Genomic DNA, 16,857 nt, shown 5'->3' with positions numbered 1-16,857 from the left:
TCAAAGTTCATTTCAGGCCTCGTCGCCGACCAGTCCTGCCATTTCGCTGGAAGCGGAGGGTGGCGGCACTAATGTTGCCGCCATGCAACGGCTGTCTGGGGTAGATGCGGCGTTCTGGCACGCCGAAACGGCGGGCTGGCACATGCACATTGGGGGACTGTCGATTTATGACCCCACCGATGCGCCGGACTACAGCTTCGAGCGGGTGCGCAGCCTCATCATCGAGCGGCTTCCGTCGATGCCGCAGTTGCGCTGGCGGGTCACCGATGTCCCGCTGGGACTGGACCGGCCGTGGTTTGTCGAAGACGAGGAGCTAGACCCCGACTTTCACATCCGCCGCATCGGTGTGCCCGCGCCCGGCGGTCGCAAGGAGCTGGAAGAACTGGCCGGCCGGTTGATGTCCTACAAGCTCGACAGGTCGCGACCGCTCTGGGAGCTATGGGTCATCGAGGGTGTCGAGGGTGGGCGCGTCGCCACGTTGACCAAGATGCACCACGCCATCGTGGACGGTGTCTCCGGCGCGGGGCTGGGCGAGATTTTGATGGATATCGCTCCCGAGCCCCGGCCCGCACCTGACGAGACGGTTGGCTCGCTGGTGGGGCTGAGTCTGCCGAGCCGCGAGCGCATCCTGTTGAGTGCGCTGATCAATGTGGGTGTCAAGACGCCGTATCGGGTCGCGCGATTGGTCGAGCAAACGGTCCGGCAGCAGCTCGCGGTGTTCGGTGTGGCCCGCAAGACGCCCCGGTTCTTCGAAGCTCCGCACACCCGGTTCAACGCTGCGGTATCGCCGCATCGGAGGATTGCCGGCGGACGCCTTGACCTGGCACGCGTCAAGGCCGTCAAGGATGCATTCGGGGTCAAGGTCAACGATGTCGTGCTGGCGATCATTGCTGGTGCGGTTCGCGACTATCTGGCCAAACGCGACGAGCTACCGGAAGAGCCCCTCGTGGTCCAGATTCCGGTCTCGGTGCGCACGGAGGAGACCGGTGGCGAGGTCGGCAACAAGATCAGCTCGATGACCGTCTCACTGGCGACGGACATTGATGATCCGGCCGAGCGGATCCGGGCGATTTACGTGGGTACGCAGGGCGCCAAAGAAATGGCGCGGGCGATGTCGGCGCACCAGATCATGGGGCTCACCGATACGACGCCGCCTGGGCTGCTGCAGTTGGCGGCGCGGGCATATACCGCCAGCGGGCTGTCACGGAATCTGGCGCCGATCAACCTGGTGTTGTCCAACGTCCCGGGACCACCGTTCCCGCTCTATATGGCTGGTGCTCGGCTGGAGTCGATGATTCCGCTGGGACCGCCCGTCATGGACGTGGCCCTGAACATCACGTGCTTCTCCTATATGGAGCACATGGACTTTGGATTCGTCACGACGCCGGAGGTCGCTCCCGATATCGACGAGATGGCCGACGGGCTTGAGGCCGCGCTCGTGGCGTTGGAGCACGCCGCCGGGATCTGACGGGTTAAGCGCGCCGCCGAATGTGCGCTCAGACAGAAATTTCGGCCGAAATGTCTGCGTAGGCGCACACTCGCGCAAAGAACTCAGTCGATTGCGGGATCGAGCGTCCCCGGCTTGTCGCTCCAGAACGCCAGCGCGACCACGTGCACAACGATGCCGACGACGGGTCCGCCGATCAACGCAATGACCGTTCGTTCCTCCAGCTCGAGCGGCAGCAGCAGCAAGAGGGTCGATACCACGGTGGCACTGACCCACCCTGCCGAATACGCGAGGTGGCGGGCGTGTGCGACGGCGGCGGCCCCGGTCAGGGTCAGGAGTGCGATCATCACCGCGCCTGCAGTCAGCCAGCCCAGCAGCGGACCGCCTGCCTGATACGCCGGATCGAAGGCCGTGCGCAGCAGCCAGGGGCCGACGGATGCCGCCAGCGCGATGCCCACCGCGCCGACTCCCACGATGATGGCCGCGGGTGTCAGCAATGCATGCAGGCGCCGATCCCGTTCGTCCACGAAATGGGCGATGAGGTTGCCCTGTAATGCCGTCAGCGGCACCAAAAGCGGGGCGCGGGTCAGCGTGACGGCCAGGATCACCACACCGCCGGTGGTGCCGAGATCACCGGCGGTCGACTGCAGCAGCACCGGGAATCCCATTACCAGGACGGCGCTGGCCGCGGCCGCGGCGATCGAATGCCGGGCGCCGCGCAGGAACTCCATCATGTCGACGAGTGCCGGTACCTTCAGTGCCTCGCGCGTGGGCTTCGACACCACCGCGAGTAGCAGCCAGGACGCCGATCCGGCGACCGTGGCCCAGAGGTATCCGACGAGTCCGAGGGTGGCCACGAACGTGACAACGGCTACCACCAAACGGATTCCGGCATCGGTCACCATCAGTACGCCGTACTGGGTCCAGCGACTGGACCCCGCCAGTGCGCCCAGCGTGGTCGCGTGCATGCAGAATCCGGCGAGCCCTCCGGCGAGCAATGCCACGCTGAGCCAATGGAATTCGGTGAACACGTGTGATGCCCACAGCGGTGCGGTGCCGACGATCCCGACCACGGATGCGATCGCGAAGGCGAATGCGATTCTGATCGGCAGGGTGGTGGCCAGCGGCGAGTGTTCCCGCTGGGCCAGCGAGAGCCGCACTTCGCGGGTGGTCTCCTGCAGCAGCCCGTTGGCCGCACCAGTCACCAAACCGAAAGCGCCCCAAAATACTCCGAATACCGAGAACAACGCGGGGCCAAGCTCGCGGGCCGCCAGGTAGAGCACGGTGTAGCCGCAGATCGCGCTGATTGCCGTGGCGACACCGATCCGTGCGACGCTGGAGCGGGTGCTGGGACCGGCGTCGGTCACTTCCGATCCAACGGCGGGAGTTGTTTCTCGTGCAGCCACGCGGACCACAGTGGCCGCAGCGATTCGTCGGAGTATGCGGCGGCCAGGCCCGTGAAGTCATCGGTGATGACGGTGCAGTACCGGTATCGGGTGGTCCAGTCCTGTAGTAGCGCAAAGAATTTCGTCTCACCGAGACGCAGGCGCAACGCGTGCAATGTCAGCGCTCCACGCTTGTACACGCGATCGTCGAACATCAGCTGCGGGCTCGGGTCGGCCAGAATCAAGTCTTGCGGAAGGTCCTTGAGCTTCTGGTGATAGTGGCGGGCACGCGCATCGGCCGACGGTCCACCGGATTCCTCCGACCACAGCCATTCGGCGTAACAGGCGAACCCTTCGTGGAGCCAAATGTCGCGCCAGCGGCGCGCGGTGACGCTGTTGCCGAACCACTGGTGTGCCAACTCGTGCGCGACGAGCCGTTCGGAGTGCCGATCCCCATTGCAGTGGTTGGCGCCGAACACCGAAACCCCCTGAGCTTCGAGGGGGATATCGAGCTCGTCGTCGGTAACCACCACGGTGTATCCGGCGGCAAATGGGTAGGGGCCGAACAGCTTGATGAACAGTTTCATCATTTGCGGCTGCCTGCCGAAGTCGTGCTCAAACCGATCGCGCAAGCGTGACGGCAGGGCGGCGCTCATCGAGACGGGGTTCTTGGCGAGCTTGAGCGTTTGGTAGTCGCCGATTTGCAGGGTCGCCAGGTACGGCGCCATCGGCTCGGGCTGCTCGTAGGTCCAGATGGTGTGCGTGGCCCGCACGCGTCGGGATATCAACTCCCCATTCGAGATAACGCAATACGGACTGTCGCTGCTGATGATGAAGCGATAGCTTGCCTTGGAACTGGGGTGATCGTCACAGGGGAACCAGGATGCGGCGCCGTTCGGCTGCCCGGCAACCAGCGCCCCGTTGGATAGCTCCTCGAATCCGACATCTCCCCACATGGTGTTGATGGGGCGCGGTGATCCGCCGTAACGAATCACGATCGTCATGGCCGCCCCGGCCGGAATGGCGGTAACCAGCTTGACAGTGACCTTGCCGGCGCGGTGTCCGAAATGTGCTGGACGCCTGCCATTCACAGTTACCTTTGAGACGCCGAGAGTATCGGCGAGATCGAGGGTGAACTCCTTGAGTGTGGCGAGGGTGACGGCGGTGATGGTCGCGCTACCGGTTAGCCGGTTGATGGCCACCTTGTATTCCAGATCCAGCTCGTAGCGGGACACCCGGTATCCGTAGTTGCCGTTCTGCGGAAGGTAGGGGTCGATGACGGGAGGCCGTGGGGGGAGCCGTTTGGCTGCCTTCTTGCCTGGTTTGGTCATGCGGCTTTAGATCCCTTGCCGGCCTTGGATTTCTTTGGTGCCATCGGGTCCAGCTTGCCCCACGGCGAAATCGGGTTGCCCTGCCACCGGGTGGACGGGGGAACCACGTCACCGCGCACCACCAGCGAGGCCGGACCGACGGTGGCCCCCGCGCCGAGCTCGGCGGCAGGCAGTGCAACGCAATGCGGCCCCAGGGTGGCGCCCTCGCCGAGGACGACGGTGTCCATCCGCATGATCCGATCGTGGAACAGATGCGTCTGCACCACGCAGCCACGATTCACGGTGGCGCCCTTACCCAGAGTCACCAGGTCGGCCTCGGGCAGCCAGTAGGTCTCGCACCACACCCCGCGGCCGATCTTGGCACCCAGACCGCGCAGCCACCAGTTCTGCATCGCCGTTCCCGAGGCCGCCCGCGCAAACCACACGGCAGCAACGGTTTCCACGAACGTATCGGCAACCTCGTTGCGCCAGACGAACGATGACCATAGCGGCTTCTCCACGGCCCGGGTGCGACCCACCACCACCCACTTGGCCACCACGCTCACCACTCCGGCCACCAGTCCCGCAACCAGGAGCACCACGCCGCTCAGCGCGGCGGCCACCCAGAAGTTGAAACGGATGGCGATCGTCTGCAGGGTTAGCAGCACTCCGACGCCGATCCCGAACGTCACGATGATCGGGATGATGCGGCAGGTTTCCACGATTCCGCGCATGACCTTGAGGCGGAATGGCGGCTCGAAGGTGAGCGTGGCATCCGCGTCATCGGCCTTGCGGCGCAGCCGCTTCGGCGGGCTGCCGATCCAGGAAGAGCCCGACTTCGCCTTGTGCGGGGCCGCCGAGAGTACGGCGACCAGCGCATCATTGGGGACCTTGCGGCCGGGCTGGGTGATCCCGGAGTTTCCCAGGAAGGCGCGCTTGCCGATTCGGGCCTTGGCGATGTGAATCCAACCGCCGCCCAGCTCGTAGGAGGCGACCATGGTGTCGTCGGCCAGGAAGGCTCCGTCGTCAACCTCGGTGAACTTCGGTACCAGTAGCGCCGTCGAAATTTCGGTGTCCTTACCGATTTTCGCGCCCAGAATGCGCAGCCACCACGGAGTCAGCAGGCTCGCGTAGATGGGGAACAGGTAGTTGCGGGCGGCGTCCATCAGGCGTTCGGTGCCCCACAGTTGCCATCCCTGCCGACTGCGGACGGGGTGGTATCCCTCGTGCACGCCGATCGACAGCAGCCGCACCAGGACGACGGTGATGCCGGCGTAGACGAGCACACTGACCAGCGCTGCGCCCGGCGTCCAGATGAGTGCGGGCACAATGGCTTCACAGATCGTGGCGGCGTCTCTGATGCCGAACGCCACCACCGCCAGTCCGGCCGCCAGCGCCAGCAGGGGCAGCCCGCCGATCAGGACGGAGGTGATGCCGTAGATCGCAATCCACTGTGCGGCACGGGGTGGTCGATAATCGGGCCACGGGTGCCGGGCCTTGCCGGACTTTACGGCCGGTGAGCCCTTCCAGTACTGGCCGTTCTTCACCCGCCCAACGACACCGGAACCCGGCGCCACGTCAGCGTTCTTGCCGATGACCGCACCGGGAAGCAGGGTGGTTCGGGCGCCCACGGTGGCGTCATCACCGATGACTATGGGGCCGACATGGAATTTGTCGCCGTCCACCCAATGCCCGGACAGATCGACCTCGGGTTCGACGGAACTTCGGTGCCCCAGGGTGAGCCAGCCGGTTACCGGCGGTGAGGAGTGCAGGTCGACGCCATTGCCGACACGCGCTCCCAGGGCCCTTGCGTAGTACACCATCCACGGTGCGCCAGAAAGGTTCTCGGCACCGCTGGCGGTGGCAAGCCGGTCGGCGATCCACACCCGCAGATGCACACTCCCGCCGCGTTCGTAGGTGCCGGGCTTGACGCCGGATAGCAGCAGCCGGGCCCCGATGACGGTGATGCTCATGCGACCCAGGGGGGTGATGAAGAGCAAGAATGCCGCCAGCACTACCCACCAGTTGACGGTGACCAGCCATGGAACGTGGCTGAATGTCGCAAATGCATTGTTGGCCAGGGCAAGCCAGGTCACCCACTGCAGACCGGTGAGTGTGGTCAGCGGAACCGTCGCGGCAAGCTGTGTCAGCTCGGCTAGTCGCGGGACCGGCTTGACGATCCGTGGTTCGACCTCGACGGGAGGGGCCAGCTCATCCAGATAGGTGGCCAGCGATCCGAGCCTCGGCTGGTCGTACAGATCGGCGACGGTTACCTGCGGATAGCGCTGCCGCAGTGCCGCGACCAACTGCGCCGCGGAGAGCGATCCGCCGCCGAGCGCGAAGAAGTCGGCCGCGGGCCCGTCGATCGGGGCGGCCAGAATGTCGCGCCATAATCCGGCGAGCCAGCCCATGGTGCCGCCCAGGTCGGCGGCGTCGTCATCGGCGCTGGCCCCCGGCGGAGGCCACGGCAATGCGTTGCGGTCGACCTTTCCCGATGTGCGGGTGGGTAGTTCGTCCAGTTTGACCAGTCGTGGCACTAGTGCCGCGGGAAGTGATGCGGCCAGGCTGGCGCGGGCGGCGGCGATATCGAAGTTGGGGTCGGCGCTAGCGATGTAGCCGACGAGCAGTGGGGTGCCGCTGGCGGTCTTGCGCACCGCGGCGGCGCCGCCGCTCACCCCGGGCAGGTTGACCAGGGCTGCGTCCACCTCGCCGAGTTCGATCCGCCGACCGCCGACCTTCACCTGATCATCGGCGCGGCCCTGGAAGTACAGCCCGTCGGACTCCAGGCGCACCAGATCGCCGCTGCGGTATGCCCGCGACCATCCCAAAGTATCTAGGGGAGCGTACTTTTCGGCGTCTTTCTCCGGGTCGAGATACTTGGCCAAGCCGATGCCGCCAATGACCAGCTCACCGATCTCGCCGTAGGCCACCTGATTGCCCTTGGCATCCACTACCGCCAAATCCCAGCCGGGCAGCGGCAATCCGATGCTTACGGGGCTGATTCCGTCCAACCTCGCCGCGCAGGCCACCACGGTGGCCTCGGTGGGGCCATAGGTATTCCACACCTCGCGTGCGGCACCGTCTTCTCCGGTAGCCAGCCGCTCGGCCAGGTCCGGTGGGCAGGCCTCGCCGCCGAAAATCAGCAGGCGCACTGCCTCCAGTGCTTCAGCCGGCCACAGTGCGGCCAGGGTGGGCACCGTCGATACGACGGTGACATCGCGGGACACCAGCCATGGGCCCAGATCCATGCCGCTGCGCACCAGGGAACGCGGTGCGGGTACCAGGCAGGCGCCATAGCGCCAGGCGAGCCACATCTCTTCACACGAGGCGTCGAAGGCCACTGACAGCCCCGCGAGCACCCTGTCGTCTGGGCCAATCGGGTTTTCCTGCAGGAACATCTGTGCTTCGGCGTCGACGAAGGCAGCGGCATTGCGATGCGTCACCGCGACACCCTTAGGGGTGCCGGTGGAACCGGAAGTGAAGATGATCCACGCGTCGTCGCGGGGTGATGGTTCTGTTGCGCGCCAGCCTCGTGAGGACCCTGGGCCACGAACCAGCCCATCGGGGGTGATGATCGCGGCCACCTGCGCCTCACCAAATACCAGCGCCGCGCGCTCTTCGGGATCGTCGGCGTCGACGGGAACGTATGCGGCCCCCGCAGCCAGGGTCGCCAGGATCGCCACGTAGAGCGAGTAGCTGCCCGAGGGCATGCGGATGCCGACCCTGTCACCGCGCCCGATTCCGCGCGAGCCCAGCCATTCCACGCTTGCCTGCACGTCGGCGATCAGTTCGGAGTAGGTGAGCTGCACGGTGCCGTCGTCGATGGCGGGAGCATCGGGATTCTCCGCGGCCGTCGAGTAGAGGATGTCGATCAGGGTGCGCGAGGGAGGCGCGGACTTGCCGAGGAGATATTGCGGTGGCACGGGGTGGGCCGGACCCTCGTGAGATGTCGGGGGAGGCGCGGAGTCGGGCACCGAATCCGGTGCCTCTTCGCGCGCGCGGCTCGTGGGTGACTCGTCGGGGCCGGTCACGCTTCTCCTCGTAATTTCCGCGTCGGTTCTGTGGGCCTGGAGGGGTATCGCAGCGAGCCTATCGGTCTGGGTGCGGCTCGGCCCGGCGCCGCGCGGAACGGGTCGCGCGGGCGGGGTGAGGCCTGCGTCGCAGAGTTTGCCTTTGTGAGAACCCGAGGGCCAGCTCCGCGGCAGGCGCGGGCCACCGGTCGCGAGCAATCCAGAAGTGACACCGCTGGCTTTTAGCAACTTATGAATTATGCTGATCGGCAGTTGATTGCTATAGCGCTGATGTGTCAGCGAAGGGGAGGGAAACAATGTCGGAAGCGTCGTCACTGTCCGGAACGTCGGGTCGATTCGGTGCGAAGCAGGCACTGATCGCCGTCGTGATTGTGTCGCTGGCACTGGTGCTGGGTGCATATCTGGTTGGGCGCAAGAGCTTTGTCATCCGAGGTGACGGGAATGACACGATCCAGGTGACCGGTTCCGCAACGAAATCGATCAAGTCCGATTACGGAACGTGGCACGGATCCGTCGGAGTGCGGGGAGATACCAGACCGCTGGCCTACACGGACCTGAAGAGGTCCATCGCGGACGTTATGAAGTACCTCAAGGACGAGAAGCACGTACCCGAAACGGCGATCAAAGTGGGCGCGATCGCGACGACGGCGATACCCGAGAAGGACGCCAACGGCCGCGACACCGGAAAGACCATCGCGTACGACATGTGGCAGGACTTCGACGTGTCTCTGCCCGACGTGCAGAAGGTGACGGAGCTCGCCCAGACCGCGTCGGATCTGCTCACCAGAGGAATCACCATCAAATCCGATGCGCCGCAATACCTCTACACCAAGCTCGCCGACCTGCGGGTCGAGATGCTGGCCGAGGCGGCCAAGGACGCGCGCATCCGTGCCGACACCATCACCAAGAACGCGGGCAGCCGCGTGGGCGGCGTTCGTGCGGTCAAGACCGGGGTATTCCAGATCACCAGGCCCAACTCGACCGACGTGAAGGATGGCGGCAGTTACGACACCTCCACCATCGACAAGGACATCACCGCGGTGATCTCGATGACGTTCGGGGTCGAGCCCTAGCAGTCATTGGCTCGGCGTGGACTGCTACTCGGCGGCGCGTCTGGTCTTGTACAGACTGGCCGCCGTCGTGATGGCCAGCGTCACCACAATCACCGCGAGGCTCGCCAGCGTGGGGATCTCGGGCACGTGCACCGGATGGCCGCCGTTAATGAAGGGCAGTTCGTTCTCGTGCAGGGCATGCAGGATGAGCTTCACGCCGATGAAGAAGAGGATGAACGCCAGCCCCTGCGACAGGTACACCAGCCGCTTGAGCATGTCACCCAGCAGGAAGTACAGCTGTCGCAGGCCCATGAGTGCGAACACGTTCGCGGTGAACACCAGGTAGGGCTCCTTGGTGAGCCCGTAGATGGCCGGTATCGAGTCGAGCGCGAACAGCAGGTCCGTGGTGCCCAGCGCGACGATCACCAGGAACATCGGCGTCATCAGTCTGGCGCCGTTTTCCTTGACCCACAGGCTCAGGCCGTCCCATTTGTCGGTGGTGCGCAGATGCTTGCGGGCGAACTTCACCACGGCGTTGTCGCCGTCGTCGTCATGTTCGGTGTCACGCGCCAGATTGATCGCGGTGTACACCAGGAACGCGCCGAACAGGTAGAAGATCCAGGAGAACTCGTTGATGGCCACCGCGCCGAGCGCGATGAAGATGCCGCGGAAGATCAACGCCAGGATGATGCCGACCAGCAACGCCTCCTGCTGATACACCCTGGGCACTTTGAAGCTGGCCATGATGATCAGGAAGATGAACAGGTTGTCGACAGACAGGCTGTACTCGGTGAGCCAGCCCGCAAAGAACTCCAGCCCGAACTGGCCGCCGTGGAAGAACCACACCCACAGGCCGAACGCCACCGCCAGGCCTATGTAGATACTCAGCGCGGTAGCGGTTTCCCGGACCGTCGGTTCATGTGGCCGTCGGGCGATCACGACGATGTCCAGTAACAGGATCGCGATCGTCACGCCCAGGGTGATGATCCATTCGAGCTGGGATACCTGCATTGAATAACCTCCGGTCGTCAAAACGCCGGAGGTCTCTTCCGCCGGCAGGTGGCCGGCCTGCGGCACCGACCGGACCGACAATGGCCGATGTGATGACGACACCGCAGCGAAGGAATACTCCCCTCCGGTAGCCAGTGTGCCCTATGGCGCCGGGAACGGAAAATCGGGAGTGAAATCCCGGATTTGAATCACCGTGCGCAATGCGCTTGACCGTGACCGCGGCGGCCGGGCACACTCCGGACAGGTCATGAGAACCAGCGACAAGCCCTGGCTAGCTGGTCGGCAACCCTCCTCCACGGTGGGGTGCTCCAGGTGACGACCTGGCCGTGCCCGACCGGGTGCGGCAAGCGTGGACTCGCCGTGCGGGTCCGGTGAGACGGGATGTCACATGTCAGTTTCCGAAGTAGCGGTCGCGCGCGTTGTGGGGTCCGATACCAAAGTTCCTCTGGCCCAAGGTGGTTGGATTAGGTACGCCAATTTCGACTACGCGGCCAGCGCGCCCGCGCTCAGCGATGTCGCCGACCACATCACCGAGCTGCTGCCGTATTACGCCAGCGTGCACCGCGGGGCCGGATACGCCTCCCGCGTGTGCACCGCCCTCTACGAAGGGGCCCGGGGCAGAGTGGCGCACTTCGTCGGAGCCCCCGACGGTCACCAGGTGATCTTCACCCGCAACACCACCGACTCGCTCAACCTGCTGGCCTCGGCCGTGCCAGGTGACGTGGTGGTGCTCGATATCGAACACCACGCAAACCTGTTGACCTGGCAGCGATATGACGCCCGAGTGGTCGAGCATCGGGCCACCGTCGCCGATACCGTGGCCGCGCTGAACGACGAACTGGCGCGACGTCCCGCCGCACTCTTGGCGGTCACCGGCGCCTCCAATGTCACCGGCGAGGTGCTGCCGCTGGCCGAACTCGCGGCAGTCGCTCACCGGCACGGGGCCAGGATCGCGGTGGACGGGGCGCAGCTGGTGCCGCACCGCAGGATCGATCTGGCGGCGGTGGGTATCGATTACCTCGCCTTCTCCGGGCACAAACTGTACGCACCCTTTGGCGCGGGAGTACTTGTGGGACAGGCTGACTGGCTGGATGCCGCGCGGCCCTATCTCGCCGGCGGCGGAGCGGTTCGCAATGTCGGCCTCGACGGCACGGAGTGGATCACCGGTCCTGGGCGGCATGAGGCGGGAACCCCGAACGTGGTCGGCGTCGCCGCGGTAGCGGCGGCGTGCGAGGCCTTGGGAGCCCTCGATGAAGCGAGCCACGTGGAGGAAGCGCTCACTGCGCAACTGCTCGTCGGACTGGATGCCATCGAAGGCGTTGACACCCTGCGCATCTGGGTCGAGGGCCGTGACGTGCTGGGCATCGTGTCCTTCACTGTCGCGGGATACGCACCCTCGGTCGTGGCCGCCTATTTGTCCGCCGAACACGGCATCGGGGTGCGGGACGGCAGGTTCTGCGCGCACCCGCTGTTGGCCAGGCTGGGTGCACCCGCGGGAGCGGTGCGCGCCAGCATCGGATTGGGAACCACCGCCAGCGACATCACCCGCCTCCTCGAGGCAATCGGCGAACTCGTCCACAACGGCCCGAGTTTGAGCTACACCGAGCGCGACGGACAAGTCGGCCCGGCCGAGGATTCGCGCCCACTTCCCGATTTCCTGGGAAGGATTTCGGGACCTAGGCCGTTTGGTTCGGTGTGAACGCAACGCTGGCGAGGGTCGATGGGCGGTCGATACGGTGAGCGCCGTGGCAGCAGGAGATCAGGCATTTCGCGTATTTATTGAGACCGCTGCCGAATGGGTGGAGCTGACCAGCGGTGCTGGGCCGACACAGCGTGTCACGGCGCCCGACCTCAAACACGCCCAGCGCATCAGGCACGGGGTGCGGGGCGCCCGGGGTGAATCGCCCGGAGTGATTCTCGACGTTCACGTGCATATCGAGTCCGATTCACGATCGGCACGTAAGCATTTCGCGACCCTAGAACCCCCCGCCGCGGTGTCCTATGCGGGCACGCCGGAGGGCCTTGCCGGGCTGATCACTGATATCTACCTGGCCGGCGTCGCGGACGGTGTGACCCTGATCCCGGCATCACCGAGCACTGATGTCGACTGTGCCGCGCGCCACGCGCTGGCGTTGCTGTCGCAGCGGGTCCCGCTGGCGGCATAGCCTGTGCCGTCGGCGGCTGATTACCAGTTGTCGTAACCACCCTCGGGGCCGAGCATGCGCTCCAGCCGGGTGCGGTTGATCTTCGCAAGCTCGTTGCGAGTCACCTTGCGTTCGGTATCCGCGTCGTGATGCATCCGGTCGGAGATGGCCTGTAGTACGGAGGCACCGTCTTGTCCGCACATATGCATGACGAACCGATGGCCGAAGTGGTGCTCGTACCGATGTGCGGCGGAACGCAACGCGGCCATCATGCCGGGGGTTTCGTCGCGGATAGCGCACTGTTCCGCGTGAGAACGTGCACTTCCTGGGCGCTTTCCGAGCGGGGGATAGGCGATCAGTACTTCATCCAGCGATTCCTCGGACAACGCGAACAGTTCATTGTCGGCGAGGCGGAGCAGGGCATCGTGATCGGCGAATGGCCGCGCCGCCGCGATCTTCCGAGCCCACGTCACACTTCCGCCGCACTCGTACAGCGCGTGGACCGCTTTGGTATCGGGCATCCGGTTGAACGTCTCGCGGCCGATGCCCTGATGCATCAACATAGAAACCATGATTCGTCCCCCTCGGATAGTTCGCTAGAGGGAGACGGTTGATTTTGCAGGAGCTTAACGCGACGTAACATTGCCTCAGCCCGAGCGGGGAGGAGTGGGGGACAGTGACAGATCCGGCGTGGCAGCAGTATCCGCAGGAGCCGTGGCCGCCGACCGAGGCGGTTCCGTATCCAGAAGATCCCAAGCCGCCGAAATGGCCGTGGATCGTTGCCGGCGTCAGCGTGCTGGCGGTGCTGGCGATAGCCCTGACCTCGATCTTGGTCATCACTCGTCGTACCGAGGTGGCCGCCCCGACAACCGTCACGGTCACCCCGTCGACGACCTGGACGGGGCCCAACGACGTGCCGTTGCCCTCGATCACCACGACCGAGCCGCCTCCGCCGTCACCTCCGCCGCCGAATACCAGCACCGGTGTGGAGACGACGCCCACAACCACCGAAGCGCCGCCGGTTCCGACCACGACCGAGGCGCCGAAGCCGGTGCCGACGACGGGTCAGGGACCCGGCGGCTCGGGGAACGGCGCAAAGAGCGTCACCTACAGTGCGTGGCGCAACGATGCGCCGGCCGACACCGTCAATTTTCCTGTTGAGATCGGCTACACGACCGACACAGACTTCGTGCGGATTACTAACGCCTCACTGCCGTGGTCGATGTCGGTGACCCGGACGAACACGAGCATCCCGCTGACCCTCTCCGTCCTCGGGACAGGCGTCAGCTGTTCGATCAACGTCGATGGCGTGGTGGTCTCCACGGACAGCGGTACCGTACTTTCCGCTGCGTGCAAGGCGCCTATGCCGGGCTAGTGCCCCTGGGTCTTCAGGCGCTCGAATGACGCGATGACCTCGGCCTCGGCCTCGGTGCGCCCCACCCAATCGGCAGCCTTGACGAACTTGCCGGGCTCCAGATCCTTGTAGTGCACGAAGAAGTGCTTGATGGAGTCCAACTCGAAGCTCGACACGTCGCCGATCTCCTGGATGTGGTCCCAGCGCGGGTCGCCGGCGGGCACGCACAACACTTTGTCGTCACCGCCGCCGTCGTCGACCATCTTGAACATGCCCACGGGCCGCGCCTCGACGATCACGCCCGGGAACACGGACTCGGGCAGCAGCACCAACGCATCCAGCGGGTCGCCGTCCTCGCCGAGCGTGTTTTCGATGAAGCCGTAGTCGGCGGGGTAGGCCATCGGGGTGTAGAGGTAGCGGTCCAGCCGCACCCGGCCGGTCTCGTGATCGACCTCATATTTGTTGCGCTGACCCTTGGGGATCTCGATGGTGACGTCGAACTCCACTACCTGCTCCTCTAATCGCGACTAAGTCTGTTGGTCTTCGCGCAAGCGCTCATCCCGGGCGCGCACCAGGATAGCGATACCCTGCAGAGCATGGTGACGCCCAGGGCTTCCGATGAGGCCCCCACGACTGGGAGGGGCCTCCAGCAATCGGGACGAGGCGCTGCTTTGGATCCGCGTCGTTGGCAGCGTTCCACCCACGCGCTGCTCGCCATCGCGGTGGTGCTGGCGATTGCCGCGTTGGTGCTCGTGGCGTCCCTGACCACGGGCGCCTCGGCGCCTCGGCAATCCCAATCCGCCGACTCTCAGCCGGCATTGGTGACACCCAAACCTGTCGTCGTGCCGGTCTCTGACAGTGCTCCGATTCCCACCGAGGATGGTCTGGCGCGGGCACTGGACAAGGCATTGTCGGATCCGGCGTTGGCGATGTTCACCGGCCGGGTGACCGATGCGCTGAGCGGCCGCGAACTGTGGCAGCAGGGCTCCGACGTGCCGATGGTGCCCGCATCCACCAACAAGACATTGACGGCGGCGGCGGCGCTGCTGACCCTCGACCGAGACGGCAAGCTCACCACCTCGGTGGTGGCCGATACCGCCGGGCAGCGGGGACTGGTAACCCTGGTCGGCGGCGGAGATCCCATCCTCAGTGCGGCACCCCCGGGTACCGACACCTACTACCGCGATGCCGCGCGGATCAGCGACCTGGCCGACCAGGTACGTAGGTCGGGCGTGACCGTCACCTCGATCACGGTGGATATCAGTCGGTTTGGGGGCCCGTCGATGGCGCCGGGGTGGGATCCGGCCGATATTGACGGCGGCGACGTGGCACCCATCGAGGCCGTCATGCTTGATGCCGGACGCACCCAGCCCGCCGACTCCGACTCGCGCCGATCCACCACACCGGCCCTCGACGCGGGCCGGGCACTGGCCACGGCACTCGGCGTGGACCCCGACGTGGTGCGGTTGGATACCGCCCCGCCGACGGCGAAAACCATTGCGTCTGTTCAGTCGGCACCGCTGATGGAGCGGCTACGGGACATGATGAACCGCTCCGACAATGTGATGGCGGAAACCATCGGCCGCGAGGTGGCCCTGGCGTCGCGCCGGGCACAGAGCTTTACCGGCACCGTCGATGCTGTCACGAGCCAATTGCGTGGTGTCGGAGTCGATCTCACCGGTTTGACGCTGCGTGACTCGAGTGGGCTGTCGGTGGATGACCGAGTCACCGCGCGCACTCTCGACGACGTCATCCTGGGGGCCGCCGGTCCCGATCACCCGAAGCTGCGTCCGCTGCTGGATGTTATTCCGATCGCCGGCGGCAGCGGCACGCTCTCGGAACGCTTTGTCCTGCAGGATCGTAGCTCCGCCGGCTGGTTGCGCGCCAAGACCGGATCGCTGACCGGAGTGAACACGCTTGCCGGGGTGGTTACCGATGCGAGCGGGCGGGTGCTGACCTTTGCCTTGATGCAGAACCACGCCACTGCCCCGACGGCGCGCAATGCGGTCGACGCGACCGCGGGAGTGCTCCGGTCATGCGGATGTAGCTGATGACCGAATCGGGCCGGGTCGCGGATGGCGGAGTTGCAACCGAGCATCCCGAGTTGACGATGGGCCGCATGGTCAATTGGGAGTTCGCCGCGACCTTCGGCGCCAAGCTGGCCCGGCCGGCGCCGCCGACTACCGAGTACACCCGCCAGCAGGCGATCGTCGAGTTGGGGGACGCGGCGCGGCGCGCGGAGAGTCCGGTGCGTGAGGTCACCGGTCTGGCCGACGGTCTGGCCGTACCGGAGGCTCGGATCATCGACCGGCCCAGCTGGATTGCCGCCGCCGCAGAGTCGATGCGGCTGATGGCCGGCGGTGGCGACGGAGCCCCGGGATTCGTCTCGGGACGTGTCGCCGGGGCGCAAACCGGTGCGGTACTGGCATTCATCTCGTCAGGCATTCTCGGGCAGTACGACCCATTCACCGCCGACGGAACTGGGGCATTGCTGCTGGTGTACCCGAACATCATCGCGGTGGAACGCCAACTTCGGGTGCTGCCCAACGATTTCCGGATGTGGGTGTGCCTGCATGAGGTGACGCATCGCGTCCAGTTCTCCGCCAACCCGTGGTTGGCTGGCTACATGTCGGGGACGTTGGCGTCACTCGCGCACGAGCAGGAGGAGGACGTGACGGCCATGCTCGGCAGGCTGGCCGAGTTTGTGCGCTCCCCGAAGAGGCAGGGTGAGAACGGGATCGTCGATCTGTTGCGCGCCATGCAGTCAGAACAGGGCAGGGACGCACTGGACCGCCTGCTGGTGCTCGGCACGCTGCTCGAAGGCCATGCCGACCACGTCATGGACGCGGTGGGGCCCGCGGTTGTTCCGTCGGTGTCCATTATCAGGTCCCGGTTCGAGGCGCGGCGTTCACGCAAGCAGCCACCGCTGCAGCGGATCATCCGTGCGCTCATCGGCATGGACGCCAAGATGCGCCAGTACACCCGCGGCAAGCGATTCGTCGACCATGTGGTGGGGACGGTCGGGATGGAGCGCTTCAACACCGTCTGGCACGACTCCGAGACATTGCCTAAACCTGCCGAGATCGAGAACCCGGATCAATGGATCGCCCGAGTTCTTTAGCG

Annotated in this window: 13 protein-coding genes and 1 riboswitch; of the genes, 7 read left to right on the top strand and 6 right to left on the bottom strand. The window is 65.5% G+C overall.

Going from position 1 to position 16,857, the window contains the following annotated elements; translation table 11 throughout:
- The first annotated feature begins 82 nt into the window (after positions 1 to 82).
- A complete protein-coding gene (locus tag FZI91_RS20865; RefSeq protein WP_155941017.1) occupies positions 83 to 1,468 on the top strand; it encodes a wax ester/triacylglycerol synthase family O-acyltransferase in 1,386 nt (461 codons plus the stop codon).
- 83 nt (positions 1,469 to 1,551) lie between these two features.
- Here the strand turns inward: FZI91_RS20865 and FZI91_RS20860 are convergent, their stop codons facing one another.
- The 3 genes from FZI91_RS20860 to FZI91_RS20850 are packed head-to-tail and all read right to left on the bottom strand — an operon-like array spanning position 1,552 to position 8,173.
- Complete coding sequence (locus FZI91_RS20860) at positions 1,552 to 2,814, bottom strand: hypothetical protein (protein ID WP_162526654.1); 1,263 nt, start codon at positions 2,812 to 2,814, stop codon at positions 1,552 to 1,554.
- Positions 2,811 to 4,163, bottom strand: coding sequence for a M1 family metallopeptidase (locus tag FZI91_RS20855; protein WP_155941016.1), 1,353 nt, complete (start codon positions 4,161 to 4,163; stop codon positions 2,811 to 2,813). The genes FZI91_RS20860 and FZI91_RS20855 overlap by 4 nt, the downstream gene beginning before the upstream one ends.
- Positions 4,160 to 8,173 (bottom strand): Pls/PosA family non-ribosomal peptide synthetase, encoded by a 4,014-nt coding sequence (locus tag FZI91_RS20850; RefSeq protein ID WP_162526621.1) that lies wholly within the window; start codon positions 8,171 to 8,173, stop codon positions 4,160 to 4,162. Before FZI91_RS20850 ends, FZI91_RS20855 begins: the two co-directional genes overlap by 4 nt.
- A 296-nt stretch (positions 8,174 to 8,469) precedes the next feature.
- Between FZI91_RS20850 and FZI91_RS20845 the strand changes: the two genes are divergently transcribed.
- A complete protein-coding gene (locus tag FZI91_RS20845; RefSeq protein ID WP_155941015.1) occupies positions 8,470 to 9,246 on the top strand; it encodes an SIMPL domain-containing protein in 777 nt (258 codons plus the stop codon).
- 24 nt (positions 9,247 to 9,270) lie between these two features.
- On the opposite strand, the gene FZI91_RS20840 is transcribed toward FZI91_RS20845, so the two are convergent.
- Positions 9,271 to 10,236 (bottom strand): TerC family protein, encoded by a 966-nt coding sequence (locus tag FZI91_RS20840; RefSeq protein WP_155941014.1) that lies wholly within the window; start codon positions 10,234 to 10,236, stop codon positions 9,271 to 9,273.
- A 243-nt stretch (positions 10,237 to 10,479) separates the two neighbouring features.
- Positions 10,480 to 10,592: riboswitch (SAM riboswitch) on the top strand.
- A gap of 32 nt (positions 10,593 to 10,624) precedes the next feature.
- Between FZI91_RS20840 and FZI91_RS20835 the strand changes: the two genes are divergently transcribed.
- Together FZI91_RS20835 and FZI91_RS20830 are read left to right on the top strand one after the other, a co-directional pair.
- Positions 10,625 to 11,935, top strand: a complete 1,311-nt coding sequence (locus FZI91_RS20835; protein WP_155941013.1) for an aminotransferase class V-fold PLP-dependent enzyme — start codon at positions 10,625 to 10,627, stop codon at positions 11,933 to 11,935.
- Between the two features lie 46 nt (positions 11,936 to 11,981).
- Entirely contained in the window at positions 11,982 to 12,401 is a 420-nt protein-coding gene (locus FZI91_RS20830) for a hypothetical protein (RefSeq protein WP_162526620.1), read from the top strand.
- A gap of 20 nt (positions 12,402 to 12,421) precedes the next feature.
- Here the strand turns inward: FZI91_RS20830 and FZI91_RS20825 are convergent, their stop codons facing one another.
- Positions 12,422 to 12,943, bottom strand: coding sequence for a 2-oxo-4-hydroxy-4-carboxy-5-ureidoimidazoline decarboxylase (locus FZI91_RS20825; RefSeq protein WP_155941183.1), 522 nt, complete (start codon positions 12,941 to 12,943; stop codon positions 12,422 to 12,424).
- Between the two features lie 113 nt (positions 12,944 to 13,056).
- Between FZI91_RS20825 and FZI91_RS20820 the strand changes: the two genes are divergently transcribed.
- On the top strand, positions 13,057 to 13,755 hold the full coding sequence (locus FZI91_RS20820) for an MmpS family transport accessory protein (protein ID WP_162526619.1): 699 nt from the start codon (positions 13,057 to 13,059) through the stop codon (positions 13,753 to 13,755).
- Here the strand turns inward: FZI91_RS20820 and FZI91_RS20815 are convergent.
- On the bottom strand, positions 13,752 to 14,240 hold the full coding sequence (locus tag FZI91_RS20815; protein WP_162526618.1) for an inorganic diphosphatase: 489 nt from the start codon (positions 14,238 to 14,240) through the stop codon (positions 13,752 to 13,754). The genes FZI91_RS20820 and FZI91_RS20815 overlap by 4 nt on opposite strands.
- 165 nt (positions 14,241 to 14,405) lie before the next feature.
- On the opposite strand from FZI91_RS20815, the gene dacB reads away from it, so the two are divergent.
- Both dacB and FZI91_RS20805 read left to right on the top strand, forming a co-directional pair.
- Positions 14,406 to 15,785, top strand: a complete 1,380-nt coding sequence (gene dacB, locus FZI91_RS20810) for a D-alanyl-D-alanine carboxypeptidase/D-alanyl-D-alanine-endopeptidase (protein WP_239001935.1) — start codon at positions 14,406 to 14,408, stop codon at positions 15,783 to 15,785.
- Positions 15,785 to 16,855 carry a zinc-dependent metalloprotease gene (locus tag FZI91_RS20805; protein ID WP_155941010.1) on the top strand — a complete coding sequence of 357 codons (1,071 nt, stop codon included), beginning with the start codon at positions 15,785 to 15,787 and terminating at the stop codon, positions 16,853 to 16,855. The genes dacB and FZI91_RS20805 overlap by 1 nt, the downstream gene beginning before the upstream one ends.
- Positions 16,856 to 16,857: the final 2 nt, after the last annotated feature.

Origin of the sequence: Mycobacteroides sp. CBMA 271, from assembly GCF_009729205.1 — a bacterium.
Classification (GTDB): Bacteria; Actinomycetota; Actinomycetes; order Mycobacteriales; family Mycobacteriaceae; genus Mycobacterium.
Note: the sequence above shows the minus strand (reverse complement) of the source record. Positions and strands in the feature narration are given on the sequence as shown.